Annotated in this window: 14 protein-coding genes, 1 tRNA gene and 1 pseudogene; 6 read left to right on the top strand and 10 right to left on the bottom strand. The window is 33.5% G+C overall.

All coding sequences use genetic code 11. The features are described 5' to 3' along the window. Positions 1-48: 48 nt before the first annotated feature. The 4 genes from AC061C_RS07100 to AC061C_RS07085 all read right to left on the bottom strand — a co-directional run bounded on the left by AC061C_RS07100 (position 49) and on the right by AC061C_RS07085 (position 6399). Entirely contained in the window at positions 49-489 is a 441-nt protein-coding gene (locus AC061C_RS07100) for a retropepsin-like aspartic protease (RefSeq protein WP_478290591.1), read from the bottom strand. Continuing rightward, positions 486-3113, bottom strand: a complete 2628-nt coding sequence (locus AC061C_RS07095) for a CHAT domain-containing protein (RefSeq protein WP_478290590.1) — start codon at positions 3111-3113, stop codon at positions 486-488. Before AC061C_RS07095 ends, AC061C_RS07100 begins: the two co-directional genes overlap by 4 nt. Before the next feature lie 145 nt (positions 3114-3258). Continuing rightward, a complete protein-coding gene (locus tag AC061C_RS07090) occupies positions 3259-5211 on the bottom strand; it encodes a PKD domain-containing protein (protein WP_478290589.1) in 1953 nt (650 codons plus the stop codon). Between the two features lie 210 nt (positions 5212-5421). Next, positions 5422-6399 (bottom strand): hypothetical protein, encoded by a 978-nt coding sequence (locus AC061C_RS07085; RefSeq protein ID WP_478290588.1) that lies wholly within the window; start codon positions 6397-6399, stop codon positions 5422-5424. Positions 6400-6753: 354 nt separating this feature from the next. Here AC061C_RS07085 and AC061C_RS07080 point away from each other — a divergent pair, with 354 nt between their 5' ends. The 6 genes from AC061C_RS07080 to AC061C_RS07055 all read left to right on the top strand — a co-directional run bounded on the left by AC061C_RS07080 (position 6754) and on the right by AC061C_RS07055 (position 11312). Next, entirely contained in the window at positions 6754-7335 is a 582-nt protein-coding gene (locus AC061C_RS07080; RefSeq protein ID WP_478290587.1) for an RNA polymerase sigma factor, read from the top strand. Between the two features lie 6 nt (positions 7336-7341). Further along, positions 7342-8067, top strand: coding sequence for a tetratricopeptide repeat protein (locus AC061C_RS07075; RefSeq protein ID WP_478290586.1), 726 nt, complete (start codon positions 7342-7344; stop codon positions 8065-8067). A gap of 115 nt (positions 8068-8182) precedes the next feature. Continuing rightward, the gene (locus AC061C_RS07070; protein ID WP_478290607.1) at positions 8183-8950 is read left to right on the top strand and encodes a TatD family hydrolase; all 768 of its coding nucleotides are present in this window, start codon (positions 8183-8185) and stop codon (positions 8948-8950) included. A gap of 65 nt (positions 8951-9015) precedes the next feature. Beyond that, positions 9016-10152, top strand: a complete 1137-nt coding sequence (locus AC061C_RS07065; protein WP_478290585.1) for a 1-acyl-sn-glycerol-3-phosphate acyltransferase — start codon at positions 9016-9018, stop codon at positions 10150-10152. After that, on the top strand, positions 10142-11170 hold the full coding sequence (locus tag AC061C_RS07060) for an asparaginase (RefSeq protein WP_478290606.1): 1029 nt from the start codon (positions 10142-10144) through the stop codon (positions 11168-11170). Before AC061C_RS07065 ends, AC061C_RS07060 begins: the two co-directional genes overlap by 11 nt. A 55-nt stretch (positions 11171-11225) precedes the next feature. Further along, a tRNA-Ser gene (locus AC061C_RS07055) sits at positions 11226-11312 on the top strand. Positions 11313-11557: 245 nt separating this feature from the next. Here AC061C_RS07055 and AC061C_RS07050 read toward each other — a convergent pair. The 6 genes and pseudogenes from AC061C_RS07050 to AC061C_RS07025 form a co-directional block, all read right to left on the bottom strand. Next, entirely contained in the window at positions 11558-11827 is a 270-nt protein-coding gene (locus tag AC061C_RS07050) for a Fic family protein (RefSeq protein WP_478290584.1), read from the bottom strand. Further along, entirely contained in the window at positions 11827-12651 is an 825-nt protein-coding gene (locus tag AC061C_RS07045; RefSeq protein ID WP_478290583.1) for a Fic family protein, read from the bottom strand. The genes AC061C_RS07050 and AC061C_RS07045 overlap by 1 nt, the downstream gene beginning before the upstream one ends. A gap of 100 nt (positions 12652-12751) precedes the next feature. Beyond that, entirely contained in the window at positions 12752-14419 is a 1668-nt protein-coding gene (locus AC061C_RS07040; RefSeq protein WP_478290582.1) for a coiled-coil domain-containing protein, read from the bottom strand. 2 nt (positions 14420-14421) lie between these two features. Continuing rightward, complete coding sequence (locus tag AC061C_RS07035) at positions 14422-15678, bottom strand: Shedu anti-phage system protein SduA domain-containing protein (protein ID WP_478290581.1); 1257 nt, start codon at positions 15676-15678, stop codon at positions 14422-14424. A 99-nt stretch (positions 15679-15777) separates the two neighbouring features. Beyond that, positions 15778-16323, bottom strand: coding sequence for a proton-conducting transporter membrane subunit (locus AC061C_RS07030; protein ID WP_478290580.1), 546 nt, complete (start codon positions 16321-16323; stop codon positions 15778-15780). Next, positions 16324-17982, bottom strand: a pseudogene (locus AC061C_RS07025) (type ISP restriction/modification enzyme). It abuts the gene before it with no gap. Positions 17983-18051: the final 69 nt, after the last annotated feature.

Below are 18051 nucleotides of genomic sequence, written 5' to 3'. Positions count from 1 at the left end.
GAATGGTTGTTATAAGAATGAGAGCAATTGTATGATTTTTAAGATAAATTATTTTAGCAAATATAAGCAATTGTTAAAGTAGTCAATGATTCCTTTTCCTTTCATCAAAATATCGGCTCCAATGATTCCATGAACGGGTTTTGCTTTGTGTTGCGTTAACGCTTCATTTACATGTGATAAATCAAAAATAACGAGTTCAAAATTAGAATCTTTCCAAGAACCAAGTTGTAATTTATTTTTTAAAGCCAGTTGTGTAAACATTCCAGTTGCTCCAGCTCCCGCTGCTTTTGTCTTTGATTTTTTAGCTTCTAATGCAAATAAATCGACACTCTCAAATCCCACGCAGCTATTTGAAGCTCCTGTATCCAGAATGAAATTCCCTGCTACACCATTTATTTTTGCTTTTACCAAAAGATGTTGTGTCTTGGTAATCTTGAATTTTATTTTTTTGTAGTTTTCTTTTTTAAGAATATTTTGGAGGTTTTTCATTTTTGGAGCTTGTTGTAAAACAAAAATAAGTCAATCAGTAGCAACATTCCAATTCCGTAAAAGATATAATTTGTACTTTCAGTCTTATTTGTCAATGCGCCGTAGTACACAAAAGCGCTCCAATAATAGGGTGATTTCTTCGTGTTTGATATGTTTGTATCGGCTAAAAAATCTAGTTTAGACTGGTGATTTGCCTCTAAATAGGAGCTGCCGTTATAAATGTAGGTATAAAATTTGTCCATAAATAAAGCGGTTGTATAATCGTTTACTTTCCAGAGCGAGAATAACAAGTTTTGAGCTCCTGCAAATTGAAATCCTCTGGCAATACTCATAGCACCTTCTGATTTGTATAGTTTTCCAATTCCCGTTTCGCAAGCGCTTAAAACCACTAAATCAGGATTGATATTTAAAGTATACAATTCGGAATATAAGATTTCCTGATCGTAAAATTTTATATTGGCAGGAGTTTCAGTATCTCCCGAAGATGCATGGGTAGACAAATGTAAAATGGAATAGCTGCCAGCATTTTCTTTAAAGTTTTTGAATGTAGCTGTGGAGTTTTGAAAGTACTTGCCTTTAAAATTATTTTTTATCGATTGCAATTCTTCTTTAGAATAGGTCAAAGTATAATTAGTTTTCTCAAAGATGGGAAATATACCCAAAACCGTTTTTTCTTGATGTTGAATTGGTTTTTCATTTAAATAAAATGTGGCCGAATTAGTATACCCAACTTTGAAATCATGGAGTAAATAATGCATTTTAGCAAAATTTGTCGTTGCCGATTCTTTTGTTATCAACGCTTCAAAAGGTAGAAAATTCAAAATGCCATCAGGTATAATGATGAGGTTCTCCGCGATCGTATTTCTAGGTAATTTTAATAATTTATAAGCACTATTTCCATAATGATTATAGCCTGCAATATCATTTGTAATAGAATTAGCATTGTTAAAATAGTCGATAAATTGCATGATTTTTACACTCGTTTCAGCAGCATTGCTAAATGAGTTTAGGGAAATTGTATTATCAAGTATAGTAAAGGAATACATTTTGTTATATCCCGAAAAATATTCTATCAGTGTAGTATTGTCTTTTTTTAGTTTCAAATACAAGCTTTTCAAATCGATGTTTTCTTCACTACTACTTTGATTTTTGCTTCTGATTTTTTTTAGCGAAAGCATCAATTCGTTTTGGTTTTTTAAGGCTGCGTTTATTTTCGATACGTTTGCCAAATCTCCTTTTTGTTGTTCTTTTAGAATGGTATTATTCCAATTTTGTAATTGTTCCAATTGTAATTTTTCTTCTCTTGAAGCTGTTTTTTTATTAGAAAGAAAATTTCTTAAAACACCAGATTTGGTTCGTTCCGCAAGTTGGAAAGCCTTTTCTATATAGGCGATTTTATTTTCTTTTTGGTACAGAGCCTCGTATATAGAAAGGCATTTTTCGGTGCGATTTCTAATGCGAATTTGGCTAATTATTTTAGAGTTTTCATAAATGAGTAAATGGGCAAATAAATCTTCGATTTGAAACGAAAGTGCATAAGCTTGTAAGGCTTTTTTAGGTTGATTTTGTTCTAAAAAAATAACTGCCTGCAAATCAAGTGCGTCCAATAAAATTGTTTCGGCATAAAGGAATTTTGAGTTGGGTAAAATGCTTGCTCGATTGGAATAATTAGGTATTAATATCTTGAAAACATCAGAAATAATTTCGGTCGCTTCACCGTATTTTTTTTGTTCTAATAACAAATTAGCTTCTTCGTATCTGAATTTGGCTAGTTTTTGCGGAGATACATTGGGAATTTCAGAAAAATAGGTGTTAGCTTTTTTAAAATAGGAATTAGCCAACTTGATTTTTCGCCATTGCAAGTTCAATGCAGCTAAGTTTCGATAACAATTTGCAAGTGTTTCAGATTGCGATTTTTCAAATTGCAACAATTGGATTGCAGCAAAATAGGTTTTTTCTATTTTGTTGAAAATACCAGGAATTGGTTTAGATGAATTAGAGTGTTTATAGCTCCACACATAATTATTGCCCAAATTATTCAGTAAAATACCTTTTTGAATGTTTGATAATCGCTCTGTTTGAATCGTTTTTTCAAGTAATTCTATTGCTAATAAACTTCGCCCAGAACTTTGATACACATTAGATAAATTTAAAATTGCTGCTAATTTCTGTTGCTGATTTTTAGCATTAGAAGCAAGATAAAAGTATTGTTTAATAGTGCTTTCTGCATTGTCGTAATCGCCCACAATGGTATATAAATTCCCCAATGGTTTCAAGCAAAAATCTACAATATCGTAATTTGCTAATTTATTTTTTTGAAAAACTTCTAATGCTTTTTCATAACTGGAAATAGCTTGATTGGTTTTGCCAAATTGATTTTCATAGTAGGCTTTGTTGCAATTTAGAACAACGTAAGCCAAGAGTGTATTTTTGTTAGACGTTACATCGAGCGCGGTGGCGATGCTTTTATGAAACGTCTCTAATGTATTTAAATTTTCTTCATTAGGATTTGCGGTAAACGCATCAAGTGCTGTGTATATCCTATCTTCTACTGTATTTGGTTTTTGTCCAAAAATAGTTAGCGTCGTAAACAGTAGAAGAAGAAGAAAAATATTTTTAACCATATAAGGAATGTAAGGTCATTTAAGCGATGCTATTGGCAATGTTCAATCGGGTAGTAACGAATTCTTAATCTTGGACACGTAAAGATTTCTCAGATTTCACCAATAAAAAATTAGTAAAAAACCACTCAATTTAAGTTATTATTTTCTAAAATTTCCAAATCCCATACAACTGAAAATAACTAAAATTTTCTTTAAAGTTTATAACATATCTTGCGCCTAAACTCGGGCCAATTCTAGCAGCTCCAAGGGTTAAGTCTAAGATGAGACCACTTTTAATACTAGTAAAAGTTTGAGAAGCTGATGAAGATTCTGAACGACTACTAATCAAAAATTTATCGGTAGTGCCTTCGTAGTTTTCTATTTTTTGGTTTGTATTTTGTTTTGCCCCTGCATTTACATTGGCTTGTAAACCGACTCCAACGCCAATGTAATTATTGATATTGTAACGCAGCAATACAGGAACTTCCCAATTGATGTTTTCATTACTAGTTTCAGTGGTTGTGCGTTGCAATTGTCGCACACCATTAGGCGTTGTAGTTATAGCATCTTGTACCGTGATTTCGCTCGAATAGGAGTGAAGACTGTTCAAAAATTCGACTTGCCAATAATAACGATAGGATTTAAAGGGCGAAAGCGTTGTGCCCATAAAATAACTTTTAGAATTTTCTAAACTAGGATACCAGTTATATCCAGTTTTAATCCCTACCGAAATTCCCGGAAGGAATCGAGTGGTAGCATAATTGGTTAGGATGGGTTCGTTTTTATCAAAAATAATTGCCGTTCTACTTTTGGTTTTTATTTTGTGAAAATCTTCACTGAACTTCATCGAGTATTTGACAAATCCTTTGGTGCTGTCAATTTCTTTGACATTTTTTTGGTTGCTTCCTGGAAGATAAATGTTTTTGAAAGTAAAAATGATTTGGTTTTGTTTTATGATTGTATCCAAACAACTCACGGTTGGTATTTCGTCTTTGGGACAAATAGGGCATTTGGGATACATGTCCTCTATTTGAAAAGTTTTCTTGTCTAGCATAGTCGGAATATCGGTTTCAAGTCGGATCATTCTTGCGGGCCCTTCACCGTTATTTTGAAAACGAGCTTTAAAATTTACTCTCTTAAAGCGGACCAATCTATAATTCATAAAGCTTCCGTTGGAGCCCATCTTATTTGGATCATGAGAAGTAACGATTTCCATCTCCAGATTCTTAATCTTGTGGTTTTTAAAACTTCGATTGGGGACAAATATACCGCGCATGGTAATCGTTGCACTAGTATCTTTAATCATTTCTGGAGTAGTTTGGAAAGTATAAAAAACATTGCGGGTTTCACTAGGATCGCAATCGTCAAATTCTAGAATAGAAACATTTTTATAGGTTTCGTTTGCTATTTTTAAACTAGCATCTAAGTCTTCTTCTGATGAAGTGTTTTTGTGTTTTTTGGCTGGAGCCAAAGGAGAACTGGAGGCCAAATAGGAATCAGAATTATCAAGGTCGTTCACAGATGTGATAGCATTTTCTTTGATTTCACGTTCGCCGGCATGCGTCCTGAAGTCAACCAATTCAAAATTATTGTTTTTGAATTGTTTTTCATTGTAAAAAAGATAGAGTTTACCGTTCGAAACATAGTTTTCCGTATTTTGATAACTCACAATTACCACAATTTCTTGCTCCGGTATTGGATCTCTATTTTTTTGAATTGCAAATCCATTTTGTTCTTCTATAGACGCAATATTTTTATAGGAATCAGTATCTATTTCATTTACAACGACTTTTTTAGGCCTTGTGGCTGGAGGTTTTCCGTTGTCATAATTGTTAGTTACGGTCAAGCGGGAAGTATAGGTTCCTTTTTTTTTGTAGGTGTGTTTGGGTTCGGCCTCTTTGCTGTAATGACCATCTCCTAATTCCCATAAATAGGAATAACTAGGTTTAGGTGCGCCAGCAATAGGGATAAGTGGCGGAGTTTCTGGTTTGAAAGAAACGAGATTCCCTTTTTGATTGTAATTAATAGAAGCTCTTCGGGTGACTGTATCTTTGACTTTTGCTTGCGAAAACAACAGCATTGACCAAAGGCAAACGGCGAATACTAAAAGTGGTTTCATATTCTGGTTTTTTTTTAGCCCTGATAGCAGTGGAAATCCTTTTTATTGGCCTTTTTGGCGAATAAAAAGATTGCAACGGATAGCAGGATTAGCTCCTAAGAACTAACTTATTTGGTTTGAAATTGGCACTGGTGACTGTTAAAAATCTTTTAAATGTAAAAAAAAGTGGTGAGCAAATCACCACTTTTCTAAAAAAAATATTTTTGTAAGTTACTGAATAGCATTGATTGCGGCTATTAATTGAGCTTCGGTGCCCACTGTAGTTTCAGCAAGAGTAAAGTTGTATACGGCTCCGGATGTAATTGTAACTCCTTTAATAGCGTATTTCCATTGTCCGTTGTCCTCCGTTACAAATATGATGTGACACGCTAAGCCTACTGGAACTTGTCCGTAGTGTTCACTAAATAATCCAGCAGCAGTGAAGGTGTCTAATTTTGCAAGAGCATTTGTGCCTTCGCCATCATACGATAAGTAAATAGCACTATTGGTATTGTCATATCCTTCTGGAGCACCCACAAGAATCGATGTTTTAGGTCTTGGGTCGCTATAAAAACGATCTACATTGGTCCAGCCAAAGTTTCCAAAAGAAACGTAATACCCGTTCTGCATAGCTTCTACACCGCCTTTTACACCATTAGCTCCTGCAGCATCTCGAGCATCTTTCCAAGCAAGTTCATCCTTAGTGTCGATTACGCCTTCCCATAAAGTCATTAAGGCATCTCGACCACCGGTCAACGTATTAGGAACGTTAAGGATAATGTTAGCAGTAGTTTTTAAATCGACTCCGCCTTGACTTGCTTTGATGAAGAACTCTCCGCCAGATTTTAGCATGGCATGTTTGCCATCTGCCATAATTCCCATTGTAGGTTTGTTAGTAACCAACATAGATCCTTTGTCAAAAATTTCTACGTAAGTGATGTCGATTGGGCCTGTTACAGGGCTTCCGTTTTTAGTAAGTGCGTTTCCGTTTATGGTAATTGATACACCTTTTGCTGATGTCAAGCTGATGGTTCCGCTTCCTGCTGTTGCAGTAAATTTTTGTGTTTTGCCTGTTAAAGCTTCTTTTGTAATAGCAGTAAATTCGGCTGCTGATGGTGGCGTGCTTGCCATTTCGTCATCGTTGTTACAGCTTACGAATGCAATTGTTGCTAAAAATACTAATCCGATGTTTTTAAAATTTGTTTTCATAATTTCTAATTTTTAAATTGTTGTTTACTTGTTTTTTAATAGATACTTTTTGGTTTGAAATTGTTACCCTATTTTTCGATTTTTTTTATTTGTTGATTTCTTGGGCTTCTTAACTATATCAATTTGTTGTAAAATTTGTTACCTTGTTTTTGAAAATTAATTATCGTGTAATTAATGCCCAAAGTTTTGTGATGAAGTTAATCCCTATTTTTTTCAACTTTTTCATAATCTAAATGTTTTATAAGTTCCAATTGTTGATCTATACCGTTATATCAAGTTGGTTTTGTATTTGTTACCCCTTTAATCTGAATTTATTTCAGATTCTTTTTTACATTAGCAGATAAATATTTTTATATGGCTAAAACTGAGCTTCATCCCGACCAGATGTATATTGAAGGACTTGCGAATAACAATTCGGCAGTTATTCAATCCATCTATAAAAAGTTTGTTCCTAAAGTTGTTTCTTATATTAGGAACAATTCTGGTGATGAAGATCAGGCTCAAGATGTAGTTCAAGAAGTTTTGATACTCTTGTTTAATCAAGCCAAAGCCAAAAAACTGCAGCTCACCTGTCCGTTTGATGCTTACTTTTTTTTACTCTGCAAAAGAAAATGGTTAAATGAGTTGAAAAAATCAGCTAATAAAGGGGTAACATTACAAGAGGATTTTACATCTACTACTGAATCCACACAAGTAATGTGCTCTGAAACGGAACTTTTCGATGAGAAACAACAACTTTTCGATTTGATGTTTCAAAAATTAGGCGATAAATGTAAAGAAGTTTTACAGTTGAGTTTTTCTTTACAATCTATGGAAGAAGTGGCCCAAAAACTGAATGTAACCTATGGTTATGTCCGCAAGAAAAAATCCTTGTGTACGGGGCAATTAACGCAGTGGATTCAAGAAACCAATCGCTTTAAATCATTAAAAAATTAACTAGCCATGAACGAGGAACAATATATCGTATTTGATCAATACCTTCAGGGTGAATTATCTCGTGAAGAACAGTCACTATTCGAGAAAAATTTAATCGAAAACCCAGAGTTGGCATCGGCATTCGAAACTTTTCAAGAAATACAAGGACAATTAGCAAATAAATTTGGAATCGAGCAAGAGCGAAATGCTTTCTTAGCAAATCTGAAAGCCATTGCAAGTAACCAATCTGAAACCAATCGTCCAAAAGTGGTGTTTTTTAAACCGTGGATGTACGCCGTGGCAGCGTCGGTTGTTGTAATGATGGGATTGTTTGTTTCTCAATTTAATTCCAACCCAAGTTTTGAAGAGTATAACCAACACGAAAATGCTTATTTTACGGAGAGAAGTGAAGCAGATGGTACCTTAAAAAAAGCGGAGATTGCATTTAATGCCAAAGAGTATGCAACGGCAATTCCTATTTTTGAAGCACTCTTAAAGGTAGATAAAACTCCTGAAATTCAGTATTTTTATGGAATAGCATTGTTAGAAAATAATAATATAAAAGAATCTGAAGTTGTTTTTAAAGCACTGCAATCAGGAAATTCCATTTATGTAAACAAGGCTATTTGGAGCTTGGCTTTGGCCAAATTAAAACAAAAAGACTACACATCCTGTAAAGAGATCTTATTGACTATTCCTGCAGATTATGAAAATTATGATCAAGTTCAGGATTTGATTCAGCAACTAGATTAGAATGCTGTTGCAACGATTTTCACTATAGTTTCACTATTTCCTTTGTGCTAAATTGTGTCTTCTTTATGTAATAGTTGTAATTTTGCAGCCTTAAACGATACCATTGGAAGCACAGATAACAATCACCGATACGCATACCCATTTATACGCAGAGGAATTTGATCAAGATCGCAACGAAATGATGCAACGCGCTATGGATGCGGGTGTTTCTCGTTTTTTTATTCCTGCAATCGATTCTACGTGTACACAAGCCATGTACGACTTAGAAAACGATTATCCTGAAAATGTATTCTTGATGATGGGACTGCACCCAACGTATGTGAAGGATAATTTTTTGGAGGAATTACAACATGTGGAGGACGAACTAGCCAAACGAAAATTCTATGCAATTGGCGAAATTGGTATCGATTTGTATTGGGACAAAACCCATTTGCTTCAGCAGCAAACCGCCTTTAGAAAACAAATCCAATTGGCAAAACACTACAAACTACCTATCGTGATTCACTGTAGAGACGCTTTTAACGAAATCTTTGAGATTTTGGAAGAAGAAAAGTCGGATGATTTATTTGGAATTTTTCATTGCTTTTCAGGTACGCATGAGCAGGCATTACAAGCGATTTCGTACAACATGAAGTTGGGAATAGGCGGCGTGGTGACTTTTAAAAATGGAAAAGTAGATCAGTTTTTGAAACAAATCGAACTAAAGCACATCGTTCTAGAAACAGATTCCCCTTATTTAGCACCAGTTCCGTACCGCGGTAAAAGAAATGAAAGCAGTTATATTGTTAGTGTAGTCGATAAGTTGGCTCAAATTTATGGCCTTTCGGCAGATGAAATTGCGGCAATTACAACAGCAAATTCGAAAGCTATTTTTGGGATTTAAACTAGAATTTACCTTATTTTGATATTTTTTTTGTTCATTTGCCCACACAAAAATTGAGAACCAAAATGCAGAAATTTGACGCTATTCGGCCTTTTTATGATTCCGAAATAAACGAAGCTCTTCAAAACGTAGTGAATCATCCTATGATGAAAGCATTGATGAACTTTACTTTTCCAGATGTTGCTGATGAGGTGTGGAAAGAACAACTTCGAAAAACGCACTCTATTAGGGATTTTCAGTGTAATTTTATTTACCAGTCTGTACAAAGAGTACTGGAAAAAAGTTCTGATGGCTTAACCACCTCTGGTTTTGAAAACTTACAACCCAATACTTCCTATTTATTTATATCCAATCATCGGGACATTTTATTAGATACAACCTTGCTAAATACGGCTCTGTTTGAGCATGGTTTGGTCATGACAGCATCGGCTATTGGTGATAATTTAGTCAAAAAAGCGTTTTTGAATACCTTAGCAAAACTAAACCGAAACTTTTTAGTACAACGCGGCTTAACGCCAAGAGAGATGTTGCAGAGTTCTAAATTACTATCAGAATATATCGGAAACTTGTTACAGCACGAAAACAGATCAGTTTGGATTGCGCAACGCGAAGGTAGAACCAAGGACGGCAATGACGAAACCAATCCAGGAGTTTTGAAAATGCTCGGAATGGGTTCTGATGAAAAAAACTTAATGGATTATTTCAAAAAAGTAAAAATTGTTCCGGTCTCTATTTCCTATGAGTACGATCCTACTGATGCATTGAAAATGCCACAATTAATGGCTGAGGCCAATAATGAAGTGTATGTTAAGGAAAAGAACGAAGACTTCATGACGATTCTTAGTGGTGCTCTAGGGCAAAAAAGACGCATTCATATTCACGTAGGTAAAGTTTTAGACACTGAAATTGATGTTATCAAGGCAGATAATGACAGTTCTAACAAGCAGGTGGTCGCTTTGGCACAAGTTATAGATGATGCTATTTTAAGTAATTACCAGCTTTGGCCAACGAATTTTATTGCCTACGATATTGTACACAAAACAGATCGATACGCACATTTGTACAGCGAAAATGAAAAGTCATTATTTGAACGTCGTCTTGAAATGCGAATTGATCATGACAATCCAGTCGCTCTAGAGGGCTTTTTGGCTATGTACGCCAATCCGGTTGTTAGTACTTTAAAATACCATGATGTCGTATAAAGCTAAAATACTTTTGCTCTACACCGGTGGAACCATAGGTATGAGCAAGGATTTTGAGACAGGCGCTCTCAAAGCCTTCAATTTTAGTAAATTATTGCAACGCATACCAGAGCTGAAACAGTTGGACTGTGAGATTGAAACCATTTCGTTTGAAAATCCTATTGATTCCTCTAACATGAATCCAGCGGAATGGGCCAAAATCGCCACCGTAATCGCTGATAACTACAAGCTGTTTGATGGTTTTGTCGTGCTTCATGGTTCTGATACGATGTCTTATTCTGCATCAGCATTGAGTTTTATGCTCGAAAATTTAGTAAAGCCAGTAATTTTTACTGGTTCTCAATTGCCAATTGGCGATCTGCGTACTGATGCCAAAGAAAATTTAATCACGGCCATTCAAATCGCTTCTTTGCGAAATGAAAACGGTCCGGTAATCAGTGAAGTAGGGCTTTATTTTGAATATAAATTATACCGCGGCAACAGAACGACGAAGATTAATGCAGAGCATTTTAAAGCATTTACGTCACCTAATTATCCACAATTAGTAGAATCAGGAGTGCATTTAAAATGGAGCGCTGATCTTTTTTTACCCAAAAGTGCTACTAGCGAAATTATAGTTCACAAAAACTTAGATACGAATGTAGCCATTATAAAAATGTTTCCTGGGATTAGCGAAGCTGTGCTTGAGGCGATTTTGAATATTCCAAATCTAAAAGGGATTGTTTTAGAAACGTATGGAGCTGGAAACGCCCCAACCGAAGATTGGTTTCTAAATCTATTAAGAAAAGCAATTTCAACAGGTTTACATATTGTAAATGTCACACAATGTTCTGGCGGAAGTGTCAATATGGGACAATACGAGACCAGTACAGGCATGAAAGAAATAGGGGTGATTTCTGGAAAAGACATCACCACCGAGGCTGGAATTACAAAATTGATGTATTTATTGGGACAAAATATCCCTGCAAAGGATTTCAAAACCGTGTATGAGACTTCTTTAAGAGGTGAAATGATATAATATTAGATTTTACTTTTCTAAACCAGTTTTTTTTGTGTTATTTGCAAACCAAAATAGAGAGGTGTCCGAGTGGTTGAAGGAGCTAGCCTGGAAAGCTAGTATGTGGGTAACTGCATCGTGGGTTCGAATCCCATCCTCTCTGCAATATCATCTGATTTTCAGTGTGTTACGGTTTTTTCACCCAGTTTCACACCCAGAAAACCATATTTGACCGAAGCTTTAAATAAAAAACCAACTGCTGCAGTTGGTTTTTTTGTGTTTTAAATGGATAGCAATAGCTATTTAAATAAGTTATATTTTATCGATTTGTTTAACATGACTATTGTAACGTGTTAACTTTTTTCTTTTATTTTAACATGACAAGACAAACGTGTCAACAAAATTGAATTATTTGAACTTGAGTTTTTGTGGCGCATTTTGTAAAAATTCATAAAGCGCAGTATTAATGTAAAAGTTTTCTTTGCCAATTTTATGTAAAGTAATCAATTTTAATTCTATTAATTGATCCAAGTATTTTGAGGCTGTTTGTCTGGTAATACCTAAGTCTTCAACAATGAAATCGATTTTTGTGTAGGGATGTTTAAACAAATTATTAATCAAATCTTGAGAATAAATTTTGGGTAAGTTTACACGAATTTCTTTTTTATAGTCCATCATTAGTTTTTTATCCCTCGAATAATTGCTGTTGTTTGAATAGAGGTTTGTTCAACTGCTTCAAGCATAAAAAGAATCCAAGGTTCCCAATCTTGAGTTATCCTAGTTTCTTGTAATAGATGATAATAAGTAGCTTTGTTTTGATTAACATACCTACTTAGATATAGAATAGGTAAATGAAGTAGATCTTCTTTTACAAGGTACAGAATGTTTATTATTCTGCCCGTACGGCCATTTCCGTCGTAGAAAGGATGAATACTTTCGAATTGATGGTGTATAATAGCCATTTTTATTAATGGGTCTAAATCGGTTAATTCATCATCATTAATAAAAATTTCCAAATTACGCATCAGGTTTACTATTTCTTCATGTACTTGAGGTGGGGTATAAACGACTTCACCAGTTTGACCATTTTTTAATTCTGTTCCTGGAAGTTTTCTGAAGCCTGATTTTGTTTCTTCTAAAACACCCTGAATTTCTATAATTTGATTGCTAGTTAAGATTTTATTTTCACGAACCGACTTGAAACCCTCCTTTAAAGCGGTGGCATAATTAAAAACTTCTTTCGCAGCTGTACTTGCAAATTGTCGCGCAATACTGTCACTTGAAAATAATTCATCATGTGTAGTTATAATATTTTCAATAGCAGAACTATCTTTTGCTTCCTGTAATGACAAAGTATTTAATACAATAACTTCATTAGGGATTGTTTCGGCAACTCCATTAAGTTCAGCAAGAGCTCGATGTGCTAAGGCTAGTTTTTTTAGGACTACTTTAGTTTCTACATCTTGTTCAAAAGGTAATATAGGAAGTTTAAATTGGCTCATTTTTTCAATCTGTATAATTTAAAACTTAGTAGAATATTATTTTTTCAAAAATAGGCTTTTATTTTAATGGTTCTTTTCGAAATTCTCAAGAAACCATTTCTCATCGATCCCATTTTTTGTAATCTCCTTTTCGAATACATTCGATAATGATTCTAAGTCTTTCCTCAGAGCGTTTTCTTTCTTCATAATTGTATAAAAATCTTCGTGCTTCAGATAGTTTTTTAATTCTGTCGGACAATTCAATTCCAAAAGGGATTTCTCCATCCATGACTTGTAGTACTGATTTTCTAAATTCTTCAAGTCTTGATCGATTTCCTGTTTTTCTGTTTCTAATTCCTTCTCTAAGCTGTTCTTCAAGGTTGAGATATTCTCTTTCCAACTTAACGTTTTCTCGTTCAAAATCTGCAGATAAGGATTCCATTGTTCTTTCAATATCTTCGATTTGTTTTGAAATTCTATTAATTTTTGATTTAGATCTAGATTGTTCTTCTGAATCAAGTTGTTTAATGTGTTCTCTATAGTTGATTTCCTCTTCTCTACTTGCTCTTTCTCGATTGAGTAAGAGCTCTTCTTCTCTTGCAATATATTCTTCTTCTTCTCTAATACTTTTAATTCGGTCATGATATTCTTCTCTAATTCCTTCTTCAGTATTCCTAATTCCGAATTTTGATGAGATTTGTTCTCTAGTAATTTCTTGTTCTTGTTTAAGCTTTCTTGATTTTGAATAAAATCTGCTTTCCACATCTGAATAGTATTCTCGCCATTTTTTTTCTTTTTCTCTAAGATTTCTTCCTCTTTCTTCAATTGATCTAATTTCACTTTCAAATTCAGCGAATATTTTTTCCTCATATCTTCTTTCCAATTCGTCCAGTCTTTCTCTATGTCGTTTTGTAGCCTCCTCAATTCTTGATATTTCTCGTTCAAATTGGTGTTCAACTCGTTTGTAAGATTGAGATTCCACACATCTTGTAATTGACCGTATGAGATTCTCAACTTGCGCTCTTCGGCAGGCAAAAGATTCTTCAAAAAGCTTTCTTTGCTCTTCATCAATTGATGGTATTCCTTCTGAATTTCCTTTGGAAACTGGTATATATTCGGTGTCGGATTCGATTTCATTATAGGTCCATTTTACTTTAGATGCTCTGCTTATTTCTTTTTCTAGTTCTTCTTCTGTTTTTTTTGGAACAATTATTTGTACCGTATTAATTCCTAAACGCCTTAATTTATTCAAATCAGGTTTGTGTGTGACAATGAACTCAATAAATAAAATTGGTTTGTCATTGACATCATAAAATACAGCATCGGGTCGAATCCATAAATAGCGTTCATCAACTTTAGTATTTTTACCACTGTGAATTATACCATTCTCATCTTCAAAAAAAGTTACTTCTCTATCAACTCTGTGTGCATAAATTGTTTCCTTTTCTTCAATTAAATAAGGAAAACCTTCAATACCTTTTGGAGGATATTTATAAACTGCCTGAACAGTAATTTTCTTGACTCGCATAAAATAAAAATAAGCGAGTTTTTCTCTATATTCTCTACTACTATTAACACACTCTTTCTTGGAATTATCAGCATCTTTTACAACATGGCGGAAATAATGTTTTTTAATTATACCCTTAGCTGCTAACATTTCTTTTCCACACCCTAGACAATAATAGCCCTGAGCACCACTTTGTGCTTGAGAAATATGGACATAGTCACCTTCTAGGTTTTTTGCCCAGTCGTTGTCTTGTTCTGAATTGGTGGGATAACTAGAATTCAAATTTATAATTTTAAAATATCTTTAATAAAAGTGCTCTCATTTATAGCAATCCAGTCGTTAGGAAGTTTAGTATTTAAAACAATATGAAATGCTCTTTCAAACAACTCATCATAAGTTATTATATCTAAATTTCTAATATCTCTGCGAAGTCTTTCAAAACAATCTGTTTTATATTCGTTTTCTAAATTTCTATTATGAGGAAATTCTAAATTTCTATTACCAATTATCAGTATAGCTTTGGGATCTAAGATTCTATATTTTTTTGTGTCTAAAATGTTTTTGTTTTCATCTATAAAATCTTTGTCTGATCTTATTTCTGTTCTTTGTGCTAAAGCTTGGCTATATGCTTCAATAAACTCAGTTGAAAAATCCCAGGTATTAGATCTTGAATTTGAAGTTTTACTATCTTTAAAAATTTTGGTTTTTGATGTTTTTAATTCGATTAAAGTTGTGAAGTATGAAATTCCTAGTAAATCTACCTTGGGACTTCCAGAGCCTTTTGAGTTTTCGGTACCGACTTTTTGCTCAGAAAGAAAATCTCTAATAAATTTGATATCAACATTTAATCCTATTATCCAATCGTTTTCTTTCAAAAAACTATGCCATATTACCTCTTCACCTTTTTCTCTAATATTTCTAGATTTCCTATAATATTCAAAAGGATTTTCATCATGGACTTTGTGATTTTTTAACAAACAATAAAACCCATATAATGCTTTTTTTCTATGATTATTCAAAATAGCCTTTATATCCTCGTTTGATAGTTTTGTGTTTTCAACAAGTTCTTTAAGTTCTTTTATTTTTTCTTCTTCAGTTTTGTTTTTAAATTCAATTACATAATTATCAAAGCTCACAGCCTTGTATTTTGTCTGAAAATCTCCTGTGTCTACAAATTCCTTAAAGCCATCAAGAAAATTTACCAAAATCCAAAAGTTTTTTACTTCATCGCTATTTGAAAATTTAATTATAATGTCGTCTTTTATAGGCTTTTTTGGTTGCCCTTTGTTGTCTTCTTTTCTAAATTCTAGTCTTGGTAAATAGTTTTTCGACTCACTTGATTTATAAAATGAAACTTTGCAAATAGTTTTTGTGGTTTTTGTTTCATTGATAATAAATCCACCATACAATGTTCCGCCTGAATCTTGTAGATAACAATTAGTCCTCTCATTGTTTTCTTTTATCAATAGCTTTGTAATATCATTTTTTGAGATATTAAACAAATTATCAAAAGGCTTACTAAACGTATCTAATCTTCCCATAAATTAACTATTCTCAACTATATTAATCTCTTCTTTACTTATTGCTTTTAACGCATAACCAATTTGGTCGATTTTCTAAACCATGTAGGTTTGCATGTTTTATTTTTTAGGATCATTATTTGGTCTGCTTTGAGGAGGTTGTGGAATTGTTCGACCCTTTTCTTCTGTTGAGGGTGCTGGTTGCGTCGTTGGTCTAGGTGTTGTTTTGTCGCTCATGTTGAATAAATTTATAGTTACAAATGTTAAAATGAAAATCACTCCAATTATTAAACTCCATATTGAGGTTCTATTTAATCGATTGATTATTGTATTACGCTTTTTTATGTTTTTAAAAACTTCCTCATACTTTTTCTCGTCAATTTCTTGAATTGTTAAATCAGAATCTATAATAGATTTATAGTGTGAGTACAGATTGGAAAGTAATGTTACGACAAGAAGAATTAAACCAATTACATAAAATGCTTTAAATATTGTCTTATCAACGGTAATAATTTTTTCTAGAAAAGTTAATGATAATACAATTCCTCCCGAAGCAAGTAGGTTGATGTATTTCTCGAAATCACCTTGACTTTTACATTTATTTTCAGAAACAGCGTTACGGTAATCTATCCAATCTTGTCTTTCTTTTTCTTCTAAATCTTCCATCTATATCTCAATCTTATCAATTTCCTTCATAATCCTATCGGTCTCGCTCAGCGCCACAATAATCTTTTGATAATGCAGAATGTCCTCAAAGGATAATTCTCTTTCCTTGCGGTCTTTGAGCCATTTTTGAGCGGGTTGGTAGCCACCTATGTAAAAGTTCCAAGCGACTTTGGGAACGTTGTCAAAATATTGGGTTTCGTTTATGTACACGCGTCCCATTGGCTCGGTAGTATCATTATGGGTTATAGTGTCGTTCTCCATTACAAAGTTGCGTTGTTCGTACTTTGGTTTACCTACAATATTGTCGCCATCTTCGGGATATTCTGTGATGTAATTTTCTACTGTCTCGCTTTCTAGTAAATGGATTTGGCGTAATTGACTACCCAAATCGATCAAATCAATGAATTGACGTTGATTTTTGGGATACGGTACTCTTGGAAAATCAATTTTTAAAAACTCTTTGTATTTCTCTCTATATGTTGGACTGTGTAATACAGCATAGATATAATCTAAAATATTTAGTGGTGTAAACTGATTGGTTTCTACGGTTGTCGTGCCATCAAATTCCTCTGGATTAAAATGCAAACCCAATTGCTCCGCCATTTGATTTACAATTTCCATATTAAGATTAGGCGTGCGAACCACTTCATCTAATAAACTTGGTTGGTCGGTTTTTTCTGGATAGAGGTAGAGTGGGAATAATACGCCACCACCTCTATAATATAAATTAAAGTCAGTAATTGTATTAGTGATAAAAGATAAGTTCTACGGCATACTTCCAACAACCTGTCCTTGTCTTCCTATAATTAGTCCTAAATTTTTATTATTCACTAAATGTTGCATTACTTTTTGGCGTGCTCTTTCTATAATTTTTACATCATAATATATATATTTTCTGTCAAATGGTCTATAGTTTATTTTTTGAAGTAAATTAGTATTTACTTCAATGTTGTAATTTTTATTGACATTAGAAATTAAATTTTCACAATTTTCATTAATTAAAACAATATCTTTTGCAGTAACAATTCCAACATTGTTTAAAGGAAAAAGGGCACTAATTATAAAGCCTGAATTGTATTCTTCTTCTACTTCAAAATCTTTACTTGCAAAAAAATAATTAGGTTCCACATTTGGTAACTTTTTATAATCAATAGTTTTGATTGAATTATTTGATAGAAAATCATATTTCAAATCTCGCTTTCCGAATAAATCATAATGAAAAACTTCTGCTAATTCATCAACTTTTTTCTTCCCTGTTTTTATAAATAAGTTAATGGAAACTCCTTGCATAATGTCAAAGACATTTTGGTCAACAGAACCATCAGGTGAAACTTCTTTTTTCTTGCTATTTCCGTGTAAATCTATGGTATAAATTTTATCATAAGTTTTCAGTAAATTCCATCGCATTCCTCTGAAAGTAGGGTTATCTAAAAAGCCATGAGGATTAATAAATGCTAAAATTCCGCTACCGTTTTTGTCAATAAAATGTTGCCCAAAACGCATAAACTTCACATAATCGTCATTTATCCATTTAGGATTTCTTTCTTTTAGTTTTTCTTTACCACCTGGTTCTTTTTTATAATCTTCCATGAGGTTCATAATCCATTCGCCTTTGTTGGCACTCTCTCCACTATACGGCGGATTCCCTATTACAACCATAACAGGCGCGTCGCGTTTTATAGCGTTGGCTTGGTCGGCTTCGTCACTCAACCAGCTGCTAAATAAGGT

The sequence above is a fragment of the Flavobacterium sp. GNP010 genome, from assembly GCF_056428945.1.
This window is presented reverse-complemented; position numbering and strand designations above follow the sequence as displayed.